Annotated in this window: 17 protein-coding genes and 1 pseudogene; 7 read left to right on the forward strand and 11 right to left on the reverse strand. The window is 59.5% G+C overall.

The genetic code is table 11. From position 1 onward, the window contains the following. A complete protein-coding gene (locus ACQZ5F_RS24150) occupies positions 1-786 on the reverse strand; it encodes an ABC transporter ATP-binding protein (protein WP_046802133.1) in 786 nt (261 codons plus the stop codon). A gap of 29 nt (positions 787-815) precedes the next feature. Then, on the reverse strand, positions 816-2,024 hold the full coding sequence (locus ACQZ5F_RS24155; protein WP_110759122.1) for an ABC transporter substrate-binding protein: 1,209 nt from the start codon (positions 2,022-2,024) through the stop codon (positions 816-818). Positions 2,025-2,256: 232 nt separating this feature from the next. On the opposite strand from ACQZ5F_RS24155, the gene ACQZ5F_RS24160 reads away from it, so the two are divergent. Next, positions 2,257-3,174, forward strand: a complete 918-nt coding sequence (locus ACQZ5F_RS24160; protein WP_046802135.1) for a LysR family transcriptional regulator — start codon at positions 2,257-2,259, stop codon at positions 3,172-3,174. Between the two features lie 136 nt (positions 3,175-3,310). Then, positions 3,311-4,333: pseudogene (locus tag ACQZ5F_RS24165) on the forward strand (LLM class flavin-dependent oxidoreductase). Positions 4,334-4,384: 51 nt separating this feature from the next. On the opposite strand, the gene ACQZ5F_RS24170 reads toward ACQZ5F_RS24165, so the two are convergent. Continuing rightward, the gene (locus ACQZ5F_RS24170; RefSeq protein ID WP_225338116.1) at positions 4,385-5,503 is read right to left on the reverse strand and encodes a mandelate racemase/muconate lactonizing enzyme family protein; all 1,119 of its coding nucleotides are present in this window, start codon (positions 5,501-5,503) and stop codon (positions 4,385-4,387) included. A gap of 247 nt (positions 5,504-5,750) precedes the next feature. Between ACQZ5F_RS24170 and ACQZ5F_RS24175 the strand changes: the two genes are divergently transcribed. Beyond that, the gene (locus tag ACQZ5F_RS24175) at positions 5,751-6,425 is read left to right on the forward strand and encodes a GntR family transcriptional regulator (RefSeq protein WP_137087422.1); all 675 of its coding nucleotides are present in this window, start codon (positions 5,751-5,753) and stop codon (positions 6,423-6,425) included. 126 nt (positions 6,426-6,551) lie between these two features. Then, entirely contained in the window at positions 6,552-8,021 is a 1,470-nt protein-coding gene (locus ACQZ5F_RS24180) for a mannitol dehydrogenase family protein (protein WP_052819971.1), read from the forward strand. 52 nt (positions 8,022-8,073) lie between these two features. On the opposite strand, the gene ACQZ5F_RS24185 is transcribed toward ACQZ5F_RS24180, so the two are convergent. From ACQZ5F_RS24185 to ACQZ5F_RS24220, 8 genes are all read right to left on the reverse strand, one after another. Beyond that, a complete protein-coding gene (locus ACQZ5F_RS24185) occupies positions 8,074-8,919 on the reverse strand; it encodes an ATP-binding cassette domain-containing protein (RefSeq protein WP_046801724.1) in 846 nt (281 codons plus the stop codon). After that, on the reverse strand, positions 8,916-9,755 hold the full coding sequence (locus tag ACQZ5F_RS24190; protein ID WP_052760265.1) for an ABC transporter ATP-binding protein: 840 nt from the start codon (positions 9,753-9,755) through the stop codon (positions 8,916-8,918). Before ACQZ5F_RS24190 ends, ACQZ5F_RS24185 begins: the two co-directional genes overlap by 4 nt. A 3-nt stretch (positions 9,756-9,758) precedes the next feature. After that, positions 9,759-10,673 (reverse strand): ABC transporter permease subunit, encoded by a 915-nt coding sequence (locus ACQZ5F_RS24195; RefSeq protein WP_046801723.1) that lies wholly within the window; start codon positions 10,671-10,673, stop codon positions 9,759-9,761. Further along, positions 10,670-11,677: an ABC transporter permease subunit gene (locus tag ACQZ5F_RS24200; protein WP_046801722.1), complete on the reverse strand. Its 1,008-nt coding sequence runs from the start codon at positions 11,675-11,677 to the stop codon at positions 10,670-10,672. Before ACQZ5F_RS24200 ends, ACQZ5F_RS24195 begins: the two co-directional genes overlap by 4 nt. Positions 11,678-11,739: 62 nt before the next feature. Next, positions 11,740-13,344 carry an ABC transporter substrate-binding protein gene (locus ACQZ5F_RS24205; protein WP_046801721.1) on the reverse strand — a complete coding sequence of 535 codons (1,605 nt, stop codon included), beginning with the start codon at positions 13,342-13,344 and terminating at the stop codon, positions 11,740-11,742. A 117-nt stretch (positions 13,345-13,461) separates the two neighbouring features. After that, positions 13,462-14,649 (reverse strand): M24 family metallopeptidase, encoded by a 1,188-nt coding sequence (locus tag ACQZ5F_RS24210; RefSeq protein WP_046801720.1) that lies wholly within the window; start codon positions 14,647-14,649, stop codon positions 13,462-13,464. A 552-nt stretch (positions 14,650-15,201) separates the two neighbouring features. Then, complete coding sequence (locus tag ACQZ5F_RS24215; RefSeq protein WP_046801719.1) at positions 15,202-15,951, reverse strand: SDR family oxidoreductase; 750 nt, start codon at positions 15,949-15,951, stop codon at positions 15,202-15,204. Next, positions 15,948-16,562: a nucleoside 2-deoxyribosyltransferase gene (locus ACQZ5F_RS24220; RefSeq protein ID WP_046801739.1), complete on the reverse strand. Its 615-nt coding sequence runs from the start codon at positions 16,560-16,562 to the stop codon at positions 15,948-15,950. Before ACQZ5F_RS24220 ends, ACQZ5F_RS24215 begins: the two co-directional genes overlap by 4 nt. Positions 16,563-16,725: 163 nt before the next feature. Here ACQZ5F_RS24220 and ACQZ5F_RS24225 point away from each other — a divergent pair, with 163 nt between their 5' ends. The 3 genes from ACQZ5F_RS24225 to ACQZ5F_RS24235 all read left to right on the forward strand — a co-directional run bounded on the left by ACQZ5F_RS24225 (position 16,726) and on the right by ACQZ5F_RS24235 (position 19,022). Beyond that, the gene (locus ACQZ5F_RS24225) at positions 16,726-17,352 is read left to right on the forward strand and encodes a ribonuclease D (RefSeq protein WP_046801718.1); all 627 of its coding nucleotides are present in this window, start codon (positions 16,726-16,728) and stop codon (positions 17,350-17,352) included. 81 nt (positions 17,353-17,433) lie between these two features. After that, positions 17,434-18,666 carry a hypothetical protein gene (locus ACQZ5F_RS24230; RefSeq protein ID WP_448731129.1) on the forward strand — a complete coding sequence of 411 codons (1,233 nt, stop codon included), beginning with the start codon at positions 17,434-17,436 and terminating at the stop codon, positions 18,664-18,666. A 47-nt stretch (positions 18,667-18,713) separates the two neighbouring features. Then, on the forward strand, positions 18,714-19,022 hold the full coding sequence (locus ACQZ5F_RS24235; RefSeq protein WP_448731128.1) for a hypothetical protein: 309 nt from the start codon (positions 18,714-18,716) through the stop codon (positions 19,020-19,022). Positions 19,023-19,153 lie beyond the last annotated feature (131 nt).

Raw genomic sequence — 19,153 nt, forward strand, 5'->3', positions numbered from 1 at the left:
TCAAGCCTCCTCCGTGCCCATATAGGCCGTGCGCACACGCGGATCGGCGGAAACGGCGGCATAATCGCCCTCCGCCAGAATTTCACCGCGCTGGAGCACAGTGACGTGGTGGCAGATATCGGCCACGACTTTCAGATTATGTTCGACCATCAGCACCGCACGTGTCTTTGCCACCTCGCGGATAAGCTCGGCGACATGGGCAACATCCTCACCACCCATGCCGGCCATCGGTTCGTCCAGCAGCAGGACCTTCGGATCGAGCGCCAGTGTGGTGGCGATTTCGAGAACCCGCTTGCGGCCGTAAGAAAGATCGGCCGCAAGCGCATGTTTTTCCCTTGTCAGGCCAACCGTTGCGATCAGCTCCTCGGCGCGGGCATTCAACCTGTCGAGCGACGAGAGCGGCAGCCAGAATTGCGTTGCGAGGCCATTCGGCCGCTGCAACGCCACCCGCACGTTTTCCAGAACCGTCAGATGCGGAAACACCGCCGATATCTGGAAAGACCTGACGAGACCGAGCCGCGCCACCTTGTCCGGTGGCGTCCTTGTTATATCCGTTCCCATGAAGGTGATCGCCCCGCCTGTCGGCTGGAGAAACTTGGTCAACAGATTAAAGACCGTAGTCTTGCCGGCGCCGTTCGGACCGATAAGCGCATGCACGCGAGCATGGTGGACGTCGAGATCGACGTTTTTCACGGCCGCGAATGCGCCGAAGGTCTTGGAGAGACCGCGCGCCGAAAGCACGACGCTGGGTTCCGCCTGCCCGGCGAGGGCGGGAGCGATCGTCATGAAACTTTCCCCTTTATTGCTTCAGTCTTTTATTGCGTTACCAGCGGGCAACCGCTTTTTGCGGGGTCCATGAAGGCTTCCTTGCCGGGGATCGTCGCAAGCACCTTGTAATAATCCCACGGCTGCTTGCTCTCATCCGGCTTCTTCACTTCCATGAGATACATGTCGTGGATCATGCGGCCATTGGCGGCCACATGGCCATCCTTCGAGAAGACGTCGTTGACGGGCATTTCCTTCATGGCCTTGGCAACGGCATCGGCATCATCAGTGCCGGCCTTTTCGATGGCCTTCAGGTAATGCAGCACGGCGGAATAGGTGCCGGCGTGTACCATGTTCGGCATGGCGCCGGTGCGTTCCTTGAAACGCTCGCCGAATTTGCGCGATTCATCGTCGCGGTCCCAATAAAAACCTTCCGTCAGCGTCAGGCCCTGCGCCGCCTCAAGACCTAGGCCATGCACTTCGGCAAGCGTGAAGAGAAGAGCGGCGAGCCGCTGGCCACCGGCAACGATGCCGAATTCAGCCGCCTGCTTGATGGCATTGGAGGTATCGAGACCGGCATTGGCAAGACCGATGACCTTCGCACCCGATGACTGCGCCTGCAGCAGGAACGAGGAATAATCCGTCGTCGCCAGCGGGTGCCGCACCGAACCCAGCACCTTGCCGCCATTGGCCTTGACGAAATTGGCGGTGTTTTCTTCCAGCGAATAACCGAAAGCATAGTCGGCGGTCAGGAAGAACCAGCTGTCGCCGCCCTGCTTCACCAGCGCGCCGCCAGTGCCGACCGCCAGCGAATAGGTGTCATAGGCCCAGTGGAAACCATAGGGGCTGCACTGCTTGCCGGTCAGTTCGGTGGTTGCCGCACCCGTATTGATGGTGATCTTCTTCTTGTCCTTGGACAGCGCCTGCACGGCCAGACCTACCGAGGACGAAGTCAATTCCATGATCGAATCGACTTGCTCGGTGTCATACCATTGCCGGGCGATATTGGAGGCGACATCCGCCTTGTTCTGGTGGTCGGCGGTCACCACCTCAACCGGCGCATCCAGCACCTTGCCGCCGAAATCCTCAACCGCCATTTTCGCGGCCTCGTAAGAGTACTTGCCGCCAAAGTTGGCGTAAACGCCCGACTGGTCGTTCAGGATACCGATCTTGACCTTGCCGTCCGAAATCTCGGCGGCATAAGCGGCGGTGCCGGCGGCCAGTGCCATGGCCGTGGATAAAACGATACTCTTGCGCATGACTTCTCCTCCCAGAGATGATTGCGAGCCTCAGATTGTCTGTGCAACAGTGAACGAAGTCGCATGGCGATCGTTGCGGGTGCTGCATCGAAACGGTCACGCCACTCTCCTCAAAGCGACGCATCCTCATTTTAGATTTCTCGAATTCCTCGGTTGACACAAGAGCACGGCATCATCAAATTTCGAACAGGAACTGTTCATTTTTGAACAGAACTCGCAATGGGAGACCGAATTGGCCACGCCTTTTACCTGGGATGACCTGCAATATTTTCTGGCGGTGGCCCGCACCGGACAGCTCTCGTCTGCCGCCCGCAGCCTGCGCACCAGCCACGCCACTGTCTCCCGCCACATCGACCGGCTGGAATTCTCCCTAAAAACCAAGCTGTTCGAGCGAAACCCGCGTGGTTACGAACTGACGACGGTGGGGCGGCGGCTGGTCGATACGGTCGAGCGTATAGAGGCGGAAGCGGAAAGGCTGCAGTCGGATATTTCCGAAAGCGGCAGCCTGCTGCGCGGCGTGGTGCGGCTCAGCGCGCCGGAAGGTTTTTCCAATTTTTTCTTCGTGGAGAGGCTGAAAGACTTCGCCGCCACCCATCCCCACATCATGGTGGAGATGGTGACGATCCAGCAAATCATGGCGCTTTCCAGAAAGGAAGCGGATGTGGCCGTCACGCTCGATCCGCCGAAAGCCGGCCCCTACATCAACGAACAGATCATCGATTACACGCTGCATATCTACGCCTCACGCTCCTATCTCGCGGGGCGGCCGAAAATCACGCGGCGTGAGGATTTGCCCGACCACTTTTTCATCGGTTACGTTCAGGACCTGATTTTTTCGCCGGGCCTCGATTATATGCGCGACGTGATGCCCGGCCTGCGCCCCAACTTTCAATCATCGAGCATTTTCGCCCAGCTGACCGCCACGCTGAGCGGCCGTGGCCTGTGCATATTACCGAACTTCATCGCCGCCCGTTTTCCGGATTTACAGATGGTTCTTGCCGACGAAGTGGAACTGCGGCGCGGTTACTGGCTGACCAGCCATCAAGATTTCGCCAATGTGCCGCGTGTGCGCTCGCTGATGGATTTCATCCTGACGACTGCGCGCGCCCACGAAAATCTCTTCATCCTCGACCGCAGGACGATTGCCTGAAACGACCATCGTTCACATTTCGGCGACACCGTGTTTACGGGTGGCGGATTGGAGGATGCGTGCGGTTGCCTATATGACTGACAACAACGAAGCCGGTTTGTGAAAGCCGGCATCCTCCGACATCTGGAAGGTCATCATGAAAAAGATCGGATTTTTATCCTTCGGACACTGGACGCCCTCGCCCCAGTCGCAGACCCGTTCGGCGGCCGATACGCTGCTGCAATCGATAGACCTTGCCGTGGCCGCTGAAGAACTCGGCGCCGACGGCGCCTATTTTCGCGTGCACCATTTCGCCCGCCAGCTTGCCTCGCCTTTTCCGCTTCTGGCCGCCGTCGGCGCCAGAACGAAAAACATTGAGATCGGCACCGGCGTCATCGACATGCGCTATGAAAACCCATTCTACATGGCGGAGGATGCCGGCTCGGCCGACCTCATCGCCGGTGGACGCCTGCAACTCGGCATCAGCCGTGGTTCGCCGGAACAGGTGATCGATGGCTGGCGTTATTTCGGCTTCCGCCCGGCCGAGGGCGAGACCGAAGAAGATATGGCGCGGCAACATACCGAGGTGTTCCTTGAACTTCTGAAGGGCGAAGGTTTCGCGCAGCCGAACCCGAGACCGATGTTCCCGAACCCGCCCGGCCTTTTGCGCCTGGAACCGCATTCCGAAGGGCTGCGTGAGCGCATCTAGTGGGGTTCGAGTTCCAACGCAACGGCGGTGTGGGCGGCAAAGCTTGGCATGAACCTGCAAAGCTCCACCCTGAAGACGGATGAGACGGGCGAGCCTTTCCACGTCCAGCAGGCGCAGCAGATCCGTATCTTCCGGGAAGCCTGGAAGGAAGCTGGCCATGCCCGCGAACCGCGCGTTTCGGTCAGCCGCAGCATCTTCGCGCTCGTCAACGATCGCGATCGGTCCTATTTCGGTTACGGCAATGAAGGCGACGACAAGATCGGTTATATCGACGACAAGACGCGTGCGATCTTCGGGCGCAGCTATGCCGCCGAGCCTGAAGCGCTGATCGAACAGCTGAAAGCCGATGAAGCCATCGCCGAGGCCGACACGCTGCTCCTGACCGTGCCGAACCAGCTGGGCGTCGATTACAACGCCCATGTGATCGAGACGATCCTGAAGCAGGTAGCGCCGGCTCTCGGCTGGCGCTAACGGCTTTTCCCTAAAAATGAACAAGGCGGCGCATTCTCTGCGCCGCCTTTTTTACTTCACCGCCTTGCCATAACGGGCGAAGCTTTCCGCCAGCGGCGTCGTGCTGGCGCCGGGCTGCTCCGGACGTTTGTAAACGCCATCCCGCACATGGATCGGCTCTTCGAAATGATCCTTGATCCATGGAATATATTCAAGAATGGTCGAAGCCGGATGCCAGTAGCTCAGATGCACATGCACCTGGCTCATCTCACCGGCATGCGGCACCACGGGCAGTCGGTGGGCGAGCGCCAGATCGGCGACTTGAATATATTCGGTGATGCCGCCAAGCCGCGTCACATCCGGCTGGACATAAGCGACCGCGCCGGCATCGATGAATGAACGGAACGCATCCACCGTATAAAGCTGTTCGCCGAGCGCGATCGGAATGGATGTGCTGCGCGCCAGCCGCGCATGGCTGGTGACATCGTCATACCAGAGCGGCTCCTCGAACCAGTAGATATCCAGATCTCTCGCCGACGCGCAAAACCGCTGGCATGTCGGCAGATCCCACTTGCCATTACCGTCAATGGCGATGCGGATCGAGGAGCCGACGCGCTTGCGGACAGCGGCAAGCCGCGCAATGTCGATATTCGGATCATCATGACCGACCTTGAGTTTCAGGCGAGTGAACCCATCCTCCTCCACGGCCTTTGCACTGCCGGCCAGCAGGTTTTCCAGCGTAAAGGAGAGCCAGCCGATATCGGTGTTGTAAGCCTCCACGCCTTCCGTGCGGGCGCCGCCGAGATATTGCCAGAGCGGCACGCCCGCCTTTTTCGCCTTGATATCCCACAACGCCACGTCGATGGCGGCAAGCGCCAGATGGGTGATGCCCGCCCGCCCGACCCATTGCAGCGAGGGGTAACGGGCAAGTTTCGTCCAGAGTCTCGAATGTTCCGATGCATCCTCACCCAGCAACAGGGGAGCATAACAATCGCTGATGCAGGACGTAATCAGCCTGTCGGATGGCAGATGCGCGTGGGTGCCGGTGAAACCGTAACCCTCAATGCCGTCGCTCGTCGTGATTTTTGCGCCGACGACGCCCCAATGGGTGATGCTGTGGGTGGAATCGGAGATAGAATCCGATGTGAGCGGCAGATGCAGGATGAAAGGTTCGACAGCGGTAATTTTCATGATCGGTCATTCCTCGATGCTTGAACGCTTCTGGGGAGGAACATGCGGACTCCCCAGTGAGGCATCGTCCCGCGATCAGCGACCGCAAGAGATGAGACCGTCGGGGATTGCCGCGCTACCCTCCTCCAGCAGCCGGCTTCCGATAGCGAATAGAGCTAACGGAAAAGCCGTCATTGTAAAATAAAAAATTTTTTATTTTTAATATTTGATTATTGCCTGTCCTCCAAAGCTGGGCAATGATGTGGCCATGAACACACTCGTCAAAGTCACGCTCGCCGAACAGGCGCACCGGGAACTGCGCGCGCGCATCGTCAGCGGCAAATTGCGCGGCGGCGAGCGACTGCTGCCAAACGAGCTTGCCGCCGATCTCGGCATCAGCCCCACGCCGGTCAAGGAAGCCTGTGTGAAACTCGAGGCCGACGGGCTGGTGGTCAACTCTTCAAGGCGCGGCATGGTGGTGCGCGATTTCACGGTGGAGGATGTGGAAGAGCTGTACGCCGCCAGAATGCTGCTTGAAAAAGGCGCTGTCGAAGTGGCTTTCGATGCCGGGCAGCTGGATGGCGCGCTGCATGCGCAGCTTCTGGAAAGCCTTGCGAAACATCGCGAATTCGCCAAAGGCTCGACACTGGATGAATTGTCGAAAGCGCTTTTTTACGATCGCAGCTTCCATACGACCCTTGTGTCGGCCGCGCGCATTCCCGTCATTTCCGGCTCGCACGAGCGCATTCTCGACCAGACCCACACGGTTTTCGTCTCGATCCTCGGTGATTACGCCCGTTCGGTCGAGGAGCACCAGAATATCGCCGACGCCATCGCCGCCGGCAGCAAGGCCCAGATCGTCGATGCCCTGTGGCGGCATCTCGAGCGCAGCCGCCAGAACACGCTGCGTCAGGTCCGGCTGCTTAAAGAGGGTGGGGCCTGATCCATTTAGAAGACCCTGATCTATTCAGAAAACAACGGGAGGAACTGACATGCGCGAAAATCCGGATGCCGAAATTCCAGCGGCACGAACCGCGACTACCCCATTCCGCGTGGGGATTTCGCATTGATGACAGACAGGCTTTCCGCCGCCACCCTTCCCCGCCTGCCACAATCCGTGGCAACGCCCACCTATGATCGCCAAACGGTCACACCCGGCATCGTGCATCTCGGGGTCGGGGCGTTTCACCGGGCGCATCAGGCGGTTTTCATTGATGACTGCCTCAATCGCGGTGAAACACAATGGGGCATCATAGCCGCGTCGCTGCGCAGCCCGGACACGCGCGATGCCATAGAACCGCAGGACAATCTCTACACATTCTGCTTACGCGACGGCCAAAGCGAGCACCTGCGCATCATCGGCTCCATCATGGAGACCATCGTGGCGCCGGAAGACCCCGAAAGGCTGGTGGAGCGGCTATCCGATCCGCGCGTGCTCATCGTCACCCTGACCGTGACGGAGAAGGGTTATCTCACCAATCTCGCTTCCCGCAGCCTGCTGCGTGACCATCCCGATATTCTCCACGACCTTGAAAACCCGGACCGGCCACGCTCCATCTTCGGTTTCATTCTCGCTGCTACGCAACGCAGGCGCAAAGAAGGCTCGCTGCCGCTGACGCTTCTTTCCTGCGATAACCTGCCCGCCAACGGACATGTGTTGCAAAAGTTGCTGCTGGAATTCGTCGCACTTGCCGACCCTGAACTGGCCCCGTTCATCGAAACCAATATCGCCTGCCCCTGCTCCATGGTGGACCGGATCGTTCCCGCCACCACCGAGGCGGACCGGGATGCGATATCGACAGCACTTGGGGTGCGCGACGCCTGGCCGGTGGTGGCAGAGCCCTATTTCCGCTTCGTCATCGAAGACCGTTTTCCGCATGGAAGGCCGGCGCTCGAAAGATCGGGTGTGGAGTTCGTCAGCGACGTCGAGCCCTACGAACATATGAAACTCAGAATGCTGAACGGCTCCCACAGCGCCATCGCCGCCATAGGCCAGATCGCGGGCCTTAAAACGGTTGCCGATGCATGGGGTGAAAAAACCGTGCGCGATTTCATCGACGCCTATTGGCGCGAAGTCGGCCGGACGTTGGACCCTGCGGTCGATGGAGCAGAATTCGCAGCCGGCCTCAGGGAGCGTTTCGCCAACCCCTCTCTGCAGCACAAGACCATGCAGATCGCCTCCGACGCCTCGCAGAAGGTGCCGCTGCGTATTCTTGGTCCATTGCGCGAATTGCTGGAAGAACAGGCCGACAGTCGGGCCGTTATTTTTGCCGTCGCTTTGTGGATCAGATCCTGCGCAGACAGGGATGAAAAGGATCAGCCGATCACCATTCTCGACCCCGCTTTCAAGGAGTGGGATGCGCCGGACCAGCTGGCAATGGCACCGGATGCTGTCGTTGACCGCTTCCTCACCTTCACGCGCACATTCGGCGACGACCTGCCGGGCAACGAAAATTTCGTGTCCACCCTGAAAGCCGCCTATCGTGACATCCGCGAGCAAGGCGCACTTGCCGCTATCGGCATGTTTTTAAAGTCCTGAAAAAGCAACAGGCCGGAAACCCGGCCTGTTTTCTAACTTGATGCTTCTACGCTCAGGCCGTTGCAGCCTGCCGCGCCGCCTTGCGGCGTTCCACGCGGGCGCGGATGGCATCGACATCCGTGATCGGTGTCGCAGCGAAGAGCTGGCGCGTATAGGGATGCTTCGGATCGGCGAAGAGTTCCTCGCGCGTCCCCTGCTCCACCGCCACGCCCTTGGAGATGACCATCACATCGTCGGCGATATAACGCACCACGGAAAGATCGTGGCTGACGAAGACATAGGTCAGCTGAAACTCTTCCTGCAAATCCGCAAGCAGGTTCAGCACCTGCGCCTGCACCGAAAGATCGAGCGCCGAGACCGGCTCATCCAGCACCAGCAGTGCCGGGTTGAGCATAAGCGCGCGGGCGATGGCAATGCGCTGGCGCTGGCCGCCGGAGAACATGTGTGGATAACGGTTGAAATGCTCAGGACCGAGACCGACCTTCACCAGCATGGCTTCGGCCCGCTCGCGACGCTCGGAAGCCGGTATTTTCGTGTTGATGATGAGCGGTTCCATCAGCACGTCACCCACCTTCTGGCGCGGATTAAGGCTGCCATAGGGGTTCTGGAACACCATCTGCACCTTGGAGCGCATTTCCGTATCGGGGCGGCGCCTGGCGATATCGACCGGCTTGCCTTCGATCTTGAGTTCGCCGCCGGATGCCGGATCGATCAGCGCGATGATACGCGCAAGTGTCGACTTGCCCGAACCGGATTCACCGACGATGGCGAGCGTCTTGCCACGCTCGACGGCAAAATCGACGCCCTTAAGGGCCTGAACCGTCTTGGCCGCGCCAAACAGGCCGCCCGGAACGTGATAATCGCGGGTAATGCCCTTGCCTTCGACAACAATGCTCATTGAACGCCCTCCTTGCCGAAGAAATCGGAAACCGTGGGCAGGCGGTCGCCGGTGGCATTTTCCGGCAGGGCCGAAAGCAATGCCTTGGTATAGGGATGCTGCGGGGCCTCGAACAGGCTTAACACATCCGCCTCCTCCATCTTGCGGCCCTTATATTGCACCACGACGCGGTCCGCGGTTTCCGCCACAACACCCATGTCATGGGTGATGAGGATCAGCGCCATGCCGTATTCTTCCTGCAGGTTCATCAGCAGATCGAGAATCTGCTTCTGGATCGTCACGTCGAGCGCAGTCGTCGGCTCGTCGGCGATCAGCAGGCGCGGTTTGGAGGCGATTGCGATCGCGATCATCACACGCTGGCACTGGCCGCCGGACATCTGGTGCGGATAGGCATTGAGCTTGGTTTCCGGCTCGGGAATGCCGACGGCGCGGAACAGTTCCAGCGCGCGCGCCCGGGCGGCGGAGCGGCCCATGCCGAGATTGAGGCGCAGCACTTCCTCGATCTGGAACCCGACCGTAAAGGACGGGTTGAGCGAAGCGACCGGCTCCTGGAATATCATGGTGATCTCGCGGCCGATCACCCTGCGGCGCTCCTGCGGTGACATGGTCAACAGGTTCTTGCCGTCGAAGGTCATTTCATCCGCGGTAATCGTCGCGGTATCGGGCAGAAGCCCCATGACCGCGAGCATCGATACCGACTTGCCGGAACCGGATTCACCGACGATGGCCAAGACTTCATGCTTGTCGACAGATACGTCGATGCCGTTGACGGCGGTAAAGGCGCCGGTGGCGGTGGCAAATTTGACGGTGAGGTTCTTGATTTTCAGCAGGCTCATCGCTCAGCTCCGCTTCAGTTTGGGATCGAGCGCATCGCGCAGACCGTCGCCCATCAGGTTGATGGCAAGCACCGAGATCAGGATAGTCAGGCCGGGAAGCGTCACGACCCACCAGGCGCGCAGAATGAACTCGCGCGCTTCGGCCAGCATCGTGCCCCATTCGGAAGCGGGCGGCTGGGCGCCCATGCCGAGGAAGCCGAGGGCGGCCGCATCGAGGACCGCAGACGAGAAGGACAGCGTCGCCTGCACGATCAGCGGCGCAAGGCAATTCGGCAGGATTGTCTTGAACATCAGCCGGAAATTGCCGGCACCCGCCACACGGGCGGCGGTGACATATTCGCGTCTGAGTTCGCTCATGACGGCCGCGCGCGTCAAACGCGCGAAATGCGGCTGATAGACGATGGCGATGGCGATCATGGCGTTGGTAAGGCCCGGCCCAAGGATCGCAACGAGCACCAGCGCCAGCAGCAGCGACGGAAACGCCAGGATGACATCCATCACGCGCATGATGACGGTATCCACCCAGCCGCCGAAAAAGCCGGCGACCAGACCGATGACGATGCCGCCGACAAGGGCGATGGAAACGACGACGACGCCGATGAACAGCGAATATTGCGCGCCATAGATCAGCCGGGACAGCATGTCGCGACCGACCGCATCGGTGCCGAAGAAGAAGCCGGCGCGACCGCCTTCCTGCCAGACGGGCGGGACAAGAAGCGCATCACGATATTGCTGCGTCGGATCATGCGGCGCGATCAGCGGCGCGAAAACCGCAACCAGCACCAGAAGAGTAAAGACGGCAAGGCCGATGACAGCGCCACGGTTCTGACGGAAATAGAACCAGAAATCGGCGATCATCCGGCGGCGGATGGCGGCGTCCGAAAGGCGGACGCCGGGGGTGGTGGTCACATCGCTCATTTGTGACGGATCCTTGGATTGATGAGGCCATAGGTCAGATCGACAAGCAGGTTGACGACCATTACCAGGCCCGCAATCAGCAGCAGGCCGCTCTGCACGACCGGATAGTCGCGGCGCGAGATGGAATCGATCATCCACTTGCCGATGCCCGGCCAGGAAAAGATTGTTTCGGTCAGGATGGCACCCGCCATCAGCACGCCAATCTGCAGGCCGATGGTGGTGATGACCGGGATCATGGCGTTGCGCAGCGCATGCACGCCAACGACGCGGGAGGCCGACATGCCTTTTGCACGGGCGGTGCGGACATAATCCTCGCCCAACACTTCCAGCATGGCCGAGCGCGTCTGGCGCGCAATGACCGCCAGTGGAATGGTGGCAAGCACCACCGAGGGCAGGATGAGATGCGACAAGGCCGAGGCGAAGGCCCCCTTCTGCCCGGAAATCAGGCTGTCGATCAGCATGAAACCGGTGACGGAGGGGAAAAAATACATCAGCGAGATGCGACCCGACACCGGTGTCCATTGCAGGATGCCCGAGAACATGATGATCAGCAGCAGACCCCACCAGAAGATCGGCATGGAGAAGCCGACGAGCGCGGTCGTCATGGAAATCTGGTCGAACCACGAGCCACGGCGAATGGCGGCGATGACGCCGACCGGCACGCCGATCACGGTGGCGATGATGATGGCAACGAGGCCAAGCTCGACCGTCGCGGGGAAGAGCGACAGGAACTCGGTCAGAACAGGTTTCTTGGTGACCAGCGAATTGCCGAGATCGCCCTGAAGCAGCCGTCCGAGGAAATGAAGATATTGCTGCCAGATGGGCTGCGCGAAGCCGAGCTGTTCGGCAAGCTGCGCATGCCGCTCAGGCGATATGCCACGTTCGCCGGCCATCAGCAGCACGGGATCGCCCGGCAGAACGCGCACGAAGGCAAAGGCGACGATGGTGATCCCGAGGAAGGTCGGAACGAGATAGAGAAGTTTGCCGAGAATGAACCGGATCATGGTTTTTTCCTGAAAAGACGCGCGGAAGAACAGGGTTCTTCCGCGCGTCCTGTTGTTTGGGATTACTCCGCGATATCGACGGATTCGAAGGTGAAATCGCCAAGCGGGCTCATGGTGAAGCCGGAAACCTTGGCGGACATCGGAACGAACTGCGTGGAGTGCGCAAGCGTCGCCCACGGAGCCTGTTCCTTGAAGATCACCTGCGCCTGCTCATAAAGCTTGGTGCGCTCGGCAACATCAGTGGTCTGCTTTGCCTTGGAAAGCAGCTCGGAGAACTCCTTGTTGCACCACTGCGCGCGGTTTGCACCACCTTCGCCGGTTGCGGCGCAGGAGAGCAGAACGCCCATGAAGTTATCCGGGTCACCGTTATCGCCGGTCCAGCCGAGGATGACGGCACCGTCGCGGTTCACTTCGGTCGACTTCTTGAGATATTCACCCCACTCGAAGGAGACGATCTCGGCCTTGACGCCAACCTTCGCAAAATCCGACTGGATCAGCTCGGCCGTGCGGCGTGCGTTCGGCATGTAGGGACGCTGAACCGGCATCGCCCAGATCTTCATCGACAGGTCCTTGACGCCAGCGGCTTCGAGAGCCTTCTTGGCCGCTTCCGGATCGTAGGCATCATCCTTGATGCTGTCGTTATAGGACCACATTGTCGGCGGGATCGGGTTCTTGGCAACCTGGCCGGCGCCCTGGAACACGGCGTCGATGATCGCCTGCTTGTTCATCGCCATGTTCAGCGCCTTGCGGACTTCCGGCTTATCGAAAGGCGCAACGGTGGTGTTGTAGGCGAAATAAGCGACGTTCAGACCCGGCTGCTCATCGAGCTTGAGGTTCTTGTCGGCGCGGATGGTGGCAAGATCGGCCGGGGCCGGGTAAGGCATCAGGTGGCATTCGCCGGCCTTCAGCTTCTGCAGACGCACGGCGGCATCAGGCGTGATCGCGAAGATCAGATCGTCGATCTTCGGCGCGTCACCCCAGTAGTCGGCATTCTTCTGGTAGCGGATGACCGCGTCCTTCTGATAGGCGACGAACTTGAACGGACCGGTGCCGATCGGCAGGTTGTTGAAGTCTTCCTTGGTGCCGGCCTTATCAAGCGTATCGGCATATTCCTTCGACACGATCGAAGCGAAAGGCATGGCGATGTTGGCGAGGAACGGAGCTTCCGGGCGCGTCAGCACGAACTTGACGGTGTAATCGTCAACCTTGACGATTTCCTTGATCAGCGACGGCATTTCCATGGAGTTGTAATATTCGTAGGTGATGCCTGCGATATACTGGTTCCACGGGTTCTTCGCGTCACCCTGGCGGTTGTAGCTGAAGATCACGTCATCGGCGTTGAAATCGCGGCTCGGCGTGAACTTCTCGTTGGAGTGCCACTTTACGCCCTTGCGCAGGTGGAACGTGTATTCGAGGCCATCGCTCGAAACATCCCATTTTTCCGCAAGGCCCGGCTCGACTTCGGTCGTACCCTTCTTGAACTCGGCCAGACGGTTGTAGACCGGGTGCGCGGAGGCATCGAAGGTGCCGCCAGCGGTGTAAGGCGACGGATCAAAGCCTTCCGGCGATGCCTCGGAGCAATAAACGAAGGTCTTCGCCATGGCAGGCACGGCGGAAGTGATCGCAATCGCAGAGGCGATAAGCAAACTGCGGGTCAGCGTTTTCATCTGGTGGTCCTTTCCCTCTTTTTCTGAGTTCCTGCGGCCCCGTTCGGGGGCCTACCTCTCCTGGTCGGCAGCGGCACGAAACCCGTGTCGCCGTTCGGTCCTTTGCCTCCCGACCAATTACCCGGCGACCGGCTGAAACAGCCGGTCGAGGTTCTTTTCCGGCGGGCAGAACCAGCGCGGTCCCGCCTCCGTCATATAAACAATGTCCTCAAGACGGACGCCGCATTCCCCATAAACGCACAGCATGGGCTCGATGGAAAAGCACATTCCCGGCTCAAGCGCCGTCGCATTTCCTGCAACGATATAGGGTTCTTCGTGAATATCCAGCCCAAGCCCGTGGCCGGTGCGATGCGGCAGACCCGGAAGCTGATAATCCGGGCCGAAACCGGCCGCCTTCAGGCTGTCGCGCGCGGCCTTGTCGACATCGGAACACGCAGCACCGACGTGGGCCGCAGCGAAGGCCGCAGCTTGGGCATCGCGTTCGGCGTTCCAGAGGAAACGCTGCCGCTCGGTCGGGTTTCCGAAGACATAGGTGCGGGTGATGTCGGACCGATAACCATGAAGAATGGCGCCCAGATCGACCAGCACCATATCGCCGTCGTCAAGCGTCTGCGCATAGGGAACGCCATGCGGATAGGCCGTCGCCTCGCCAAACTGTACCGCCACAAAAAGCGGTTTCATGCCAAGGGCAATATGCGCGGCGTTAACGAAATCAGCCACTTCGGTGGTGGAAATGCCGGGACGAAGCCCTTCGAATACGGCCTTCTGCACTCCGTAACTCGCATCCATCGCAGTCTGGATGATGGCGATCTCGGCCGCGGACTTGACCTGTCGCTGCGCGACGATCATCGGCTGGGCGGACATGATCCGTCCTTCCAGACGCTGCATCAGGGCGGATGCGAAAACAAACGGTGTAGCGGGGTCGATGGCGACAAGATGGCCGGGACAGGAAAGTGCCGCGACGCGTCCTGCCATCAGGTCGAAGGGATTTTCATCCTCTTCCCAAACAGCGACTTCGCCCTTGATGCGAATGAGGGTTTGAAGTTTCGGCTCTTCGAATGTCGGGCTGATATAGATCGGTGCGCCCTCAGCTGGCACCAGAGCGCCATGAATTCGCTCCGAAAGGCCAAGTGACAGACCGGTATAATAGGTCAGCGACGATGATGCATCGAGCCAGACCGCCTTGATATTGTCCTGGATCATCCGCGCTTGAAGGCCGCGTAGCCGCAACCTGAGCTCGTCTTCAGCGATCGATGAAACCGCGATCGGCTGAAACCGCTTCAGCGCCTCTTGAAAGTCTGCCATTCTCTCCCCGCCGCTTTCGGGCGCACAGACACAAGCGTGTCGGCCACCTCCCAAGCGTTCTTTTGCCCATGCTTAAACACAGGCCGAGGGCTAAGCAATGGGCCAGCAGGGGGTACCGCCACAAAACTGTGCATATTCATCTAGACATAACGAAAACGTGATCGACACGTGTCCGATTCCTGCGCTCGTCGCCTTGACGCAGAAATCTGAAATCCCCCGGAAATCCAAGGGGGAAACGCGGGTAGACCGCCAGCTGCCAGGGCACCGGGCAGAACTCGCCGACAAACCGCTCCGGAAAAAATAGCCCTAAAAAGGAAAAAGCCTGCCGCGGGAGGAGGTGCGGCAGGCTTCAAACTTGATCGGCGACTGGGAGGAGGAGTGCCACCGATCCACATCGAGCGACGCTGGGAGGAGGAGTGCGTCGCTTCGATGATTGAAATATAGCGACATCTGCGATTTTTAACAGAGCAAGTCTCGCAATGCAGCATTGCATTTTTGCATAGCTTAGAAATACCTGCCCGGTTTTTCAGCACTCCCTGAAAGCCGTCGAAATCAACTTTCGCGATGGACCTGAAAACCGGCAAAGGACTGGTTGACCGGCATAAGTTCGAGACTGTTGATATTGATGTGTTTGGGCTGCGAGGCGACCCAATAGATCGTATTGGCGATATCGTCGGCCGTGATCGGATTGACGCCCTTATAAAGATTGTCCGACGCATCCTGGTTGCCGCCCGTGCGCACCAGCGTGAATTCGGTTTCGCACATGCCGGGTTCGATGGACGTGACGCGCACCCCCTTGCCGTGCAGGTCCGAACGAAGGCCAAGCGAGAATTGCCGCAGGAAAGCTTTCGTGCCGGCATAGACGTTGCCGCCGGCATAGGGCCAGTGTGCGGCAACCGAGGAGAGGTTGACGACAATGCCCTTGCGCTCGATCAGCGTGGGCAAGACAAGGTGGGTGACGTTCAACAGACCAGTGATATTGGTGTTCACCATGGTCTGCCAGTCTTTCAGCGGTACCTGCGGCGCCGGCGCGGTGCCAAGCGCAAGGCCGGCATTGTTGACGAGAATATCGATGTCCCGGAAGCCCTCCGGCAAAGCGGCCAACGCCTTTGCCGTCGCATCCTCATCGGTAATGTCGAAAGCGGCACCATGGAAGGCCGAGCCGAGTTCAGCCGCCATCGCCTCCAGCCGTTCCGCCCGCCGGCCTGTGCCGATGACCTTCCAGCCTTCCGCGATGAAACGCCGCGCCGTAGCCTGGCCGAAACCGGATGTGGCGCCGGTGATAAGAATGGTACCGCTCATGATGATGTCTCCGCTAATTTCGTTCTGTCAGGATCAGCCTGTCCCAGTAGTTTCTCCGCCGCCGCCGCGAGGCAGCGTTTATAGGCGTCGAGGTCCGTATAGAGCGCCTCTTCAGGTGCATTGCCGACGATGATGACGCCGCCACGCCGCAAAATTCCACCATGCAGCATGAGATTGTCGACCATATCGAAATTCTCGATCGACAACCCGTCCGGCCCGCGATACCGGCCCGTTTCATCGATGGTGGCAACACCGCCGTAATGCGCCTTGATGCGGGTGAAATGATTGGCCGCGACATTGGTATAGGCGAAAACCGGCTTGCCCAGCGCGCACATGAAACCCAGCTCAAAGCTCGTTCCCGTATCGGCGGCGACACCGCGAAACGGTGTGAGATTGGCAATCACCGCATCCGCTTCCAGCATCATCCGCTCGTCGACGGCATTGATGTTGCAGCCATGGCCGATCCGGGTATCCGCCGGCGGAATCTGCAGATCGCCCGGTGAAAGCGGCGTAAAACCGGCATCCCGCGCCAGCGAGGCCTTGAGATCGAGCATTTCACGCGCGTTCGGGAGGAAGACTTCCGGTCCGGCGAGATAGATTTTCTTTGTCATCGGGAATTCATGCATTTTGTAAGAAAAGGATTTCCCGAACCTAACCCGGGGACTTTCGCAAAGGCAAGCGCGAAGCCGCACCGAACCGACCCATAAAACGGTATCGTCGGGCCATTCTTTCCGTTATAGCCGGAGCAACCGACTGCAATTTCTGGAGCAAGACATGGCCGCAACCATTCGCTATCACGAAGGCGATATTTCCGCCGAAGATACTGCGCGTTATACCGGGGCCATCGCAATCGATACGGAAACACTCGGGCTGGTGCCGCGCCGCGACCGTCTCTGCGTCGTTCAGCTTTCGCCGGGCGACGGCACCGCGGATGTCATCCGCATCGCCGCCGGACAGAAACAGGCCCCCAACCTCGTGCGCATGCTCGAAGATCCCGCCCACCAGAAGATCTTCCATTACGGCCGTTTCGATATTGCCGTCCTGTTCCACACCTTTGGCGTGACGACGACACCGGTTTTCTGCACCAAGATCGCCTCCCGCCTCACCCGCACCTATACCGACCGGCACGGCCTGAAGGACAATCTGAAGGAAATGCTGGAAGTCGATATTTCCAAGGCGCAGCAATCCTCAGACTGGGCCGCGGAGACGCTATCGCCCGCACAGCTCGAATATGCCGCCTCCGATGTGCTGCACCTGCACGCGCTGCGCGACAAGCTGACCCACCGCCTTGTGCGCGATGGCCGCCTTGATCATGCCGACGCCTGTTTTGCGTTTCTGCCGACCCGCGCCAAGCTCGACCTTCTCGGCTGGGAAGAAACGGATATTTTCGCCCATAGCTGAGCGTTTTTACGCCTGGTTAAGCACTGATTTACCGAATTTACCTATTCTCGGCCGCAACTTTGGGTGGCCGGGATTTTTCAGATGATTACTCCGCTGCAGCAGACAGCCAGCATAGCCGTCAGCGACCTCATGCGGTCGATGGTCGAGACCATCGAGGAACGCCAGCGCGAAGAGCAGGAAAAGGCGAACGGCACCAAAAAGGATGAGGCGGTCAAGACCCAGCCGCAGCCGGACGAAAGCCAGCGTGTCGCCAATGAAAAGATAAGCGCCTATCTGTTCGGCATTATGAAACCGGACCCGGATGCCTTTGCGTCGCTCGTCTCCCGCTTCTCCTCAGCCCTTGGCGTCACCCAGGAAAACGACGAATCGAGCTTCTCGTTTGCGCGAAGGCTTCAGGACGCGCTGACCCTGACAGGCAGCTTCGAGAAGGCCGATGCGCAGGGAAAAGCCACGACAATTTCCCTGAAATCCTTTGGCGTTTCTGAAGCGCAGGTCGTGGACGTACTGAACAACGGCGCCAACGCCAAGACCGACCCCATGGCGGCCCTTGCCGCCCGCATTGCACAAAGCGCTGGCCTGACGGGCAAGGAAGAAGATTTCGGTGTGCAGATGTCGGATGCCATCATGGCGATGCGCGCGACCTTGCCGAAAAGTGTCGATGATCTGGAAGAATCCACCGGTTTGAAGGAACTCGGCGTTTCAGCGCAGCAGATGATCGCCGCCATCGCCAATCCCTTCGGCGACGCGGCGCGCGCCGTGAAGGATGCCCTGAACGAGCAGGCGCAGGGCACACGCTTCATGACACGCGAGACCCTGAAGGTCATCCAGCGCCTGGAAGATGTCGCCGACCCGAAAACCAAGGAAGAATTACAGGCCGAGCGCGGCGAAGATCGCATCGGCGAAGTCAACGATGCCGAAGTGAAGGCCGAGCGGGAACAGGATATCCAGAGCCGTGATGCACAGGGCAAACTGGAGGATGTTCAGGAACTTCAGGACGTCGTGAAGGAGCACATCGACGCAGCCGCCGGTGAAAAAACGGATGGCACGGAGGGGCGAGGTCCGGTCGATATTTCATCGGAAATCGCCCTGATTTCGGTGCTTGCGGCCACGCCGGACGAAGAAGCTGCCCCGGCTGAAAACGATAACGCGCCTGCCGAGGCGGACAAGGCCAAAACAGACGCGACCACGACACCGGACGATGCGGAAGCATTGCTGGATGCGATGGCGATTGTCGATGACGCCCGCAACACCATTTTGCCCATCGCGATCGACGACAATGGCCTTTATGAACTGCTGAAGAAAAAGGCGGCATGATTGCCGCTTGCGACCGTATTTGAGCGAAACATGATGTGAGTTCAGACATGTCCGATATTTCCGGCCTATCCGGCAGCGCCGGTCTCGATGCCGAACCGAATACCGCCCAGGCATTGCTCTCGATAGCTGCGCCGCCACTCGCCCCTGACAACGCAAACTTCCTCGCGCCCGGCGAGGATGATGACATCATCGATCCCGTGGAAATTCGACCCGAGAGAAGTTTTCCCAAGGCGAGCTGGCTCGATGCCATGCCGCCGGAGGCCATGGAAGTGCCCGTCAGCGAACCCGACCACATTTCCTCGGTCAATTCAGACGATAACGGGCTTTACCGCATGTTCATCGGCGTTTCGCCCTGAACGAGGCCGTCCGGCACAATTTATGGTTAGCCAAATATTAATATCTGCGCGGCAAGCTTCGACTTGATGATTCTGTGTGTGCCGAAGAGAGCTGGCATTCTCGCTAGCGGCATATACGGGCGCTCCCGCAT

Source organism: Agrobacterium sp. 22-210-1 (assembly GCF_053522525.1).

Coding starts and splice junctions, on each gene's coding strand:
- ACQZ5F_RS24215 (WP_046801719.1), bottom strand. CDS start 15,951: ATGAGCGGTACCATTCTTATCACCGGCGCCACATCCGGTTTCGGCCAG.
- ACQZ5F_RS24235 (WP_448731128.1), top strand. CDS start 18,714: ATGTCCGATATTTCCGGCCTATCCGGCAGCGCCGGTCTCGATGCCGAA.
- ACQZ5F_RS24230 (WP_448731129.1), top strand. CDS start 17,434: ATGATTACTCCGCTGCAGCAGACAGCCAGCATAGCCGTCAGCGACCTC.
- ACQZ5F_RS24220 (WP_046801739.1), bottom strand. CDS start 16,562: ATGACAAAGAAAATCTATCTCGCCGGACCGGAAGTCTTCCTCCCGAAC.
- ACQZ5F_RS24190 (WP_052760265.1), bottom strand. CDS start 9,755: ATGAGCCTGCTGAAAATCAAGAACCTCACCGTCAAATTTGCCACCGCC.
- ACQZ5F_RS24150 (WP_046802133.1), bottom strand. CDS start 786: ATGACGATCGCTCCCGCCCTCGCCGGGCAGGCGGAACCCAGCGTCGTG.
- ACQZ5F_RS24210 (WP_046801720.1), bottom strand. CDS start 14,649: ATGGCAGACTTTCAAGAGGCGCTGAAGCGGTTTCAGCCGATCGCGGTT.
- ACQZ5F_RS24175 (WP_137087422.1), top strand. CDS start 5,751: ATGAACACACTCGTCAAAGTCACGCTCGCCGAACAGGCGCACCGGGAA.
- ACQZ5F_RS24195 (WP_046801723.1), bottom strand. CDS start 10,673: ATGAGCGATGTGACCACCACCCCCGGCGTCCGCCTTTCGGACGCCGCC.
- ACQZ5F_RS24225 (WP_046801718.1), top strand. CDS start 16,726: ATGGCCGCAACCATTCGCTATCACGAAGGCGATATTTCCGCCGAAGAT.
- ACQZ5F_RS24180 (WP_052819971.1), top strand. CDS start 6,552: ATGACAGACAGGCTTTCCGCCGCCACCCTTCCCCGCCTGCCACAATCC.
- ACQZ5F_RS24185 (WP_046801724.1), bottom strand. CDS start 8,919: ATGAGCATTGTTGTCGAAGGCAAGGGCATTACCCGCGATTATCACGTT.
- ACQZ5F_RS24205 (WP_046801721.1), bottom strand. CDS start 13,344: ATGAAAACGCTGACCCGCAGTTTGCTTATCGCCTCTGCGATTGCGATC.
- ACQZ5F_RS24170 (WP_225338116.1), bottom strand. CDS start 5,503: ATGAAAATTACCGCTGTCGAACCTTTCATCCTGCATCTGCCGCTCACA.
- ACQZ5F_RS24200 (WP_046801722.1), bottom strand. CDS start 11,677: ATGATCCGGTTCATTCTCGGCAAACTTCTCTATCTCGTTCCGACCTTC.
- ACQZ5F_RS24155 (WP_110759122.1), bottom strand. CDS start 2,024: ATGCGCAAGAGTATCGTTTTATCCACGGCCATGGCACTGGCCGCCGGC.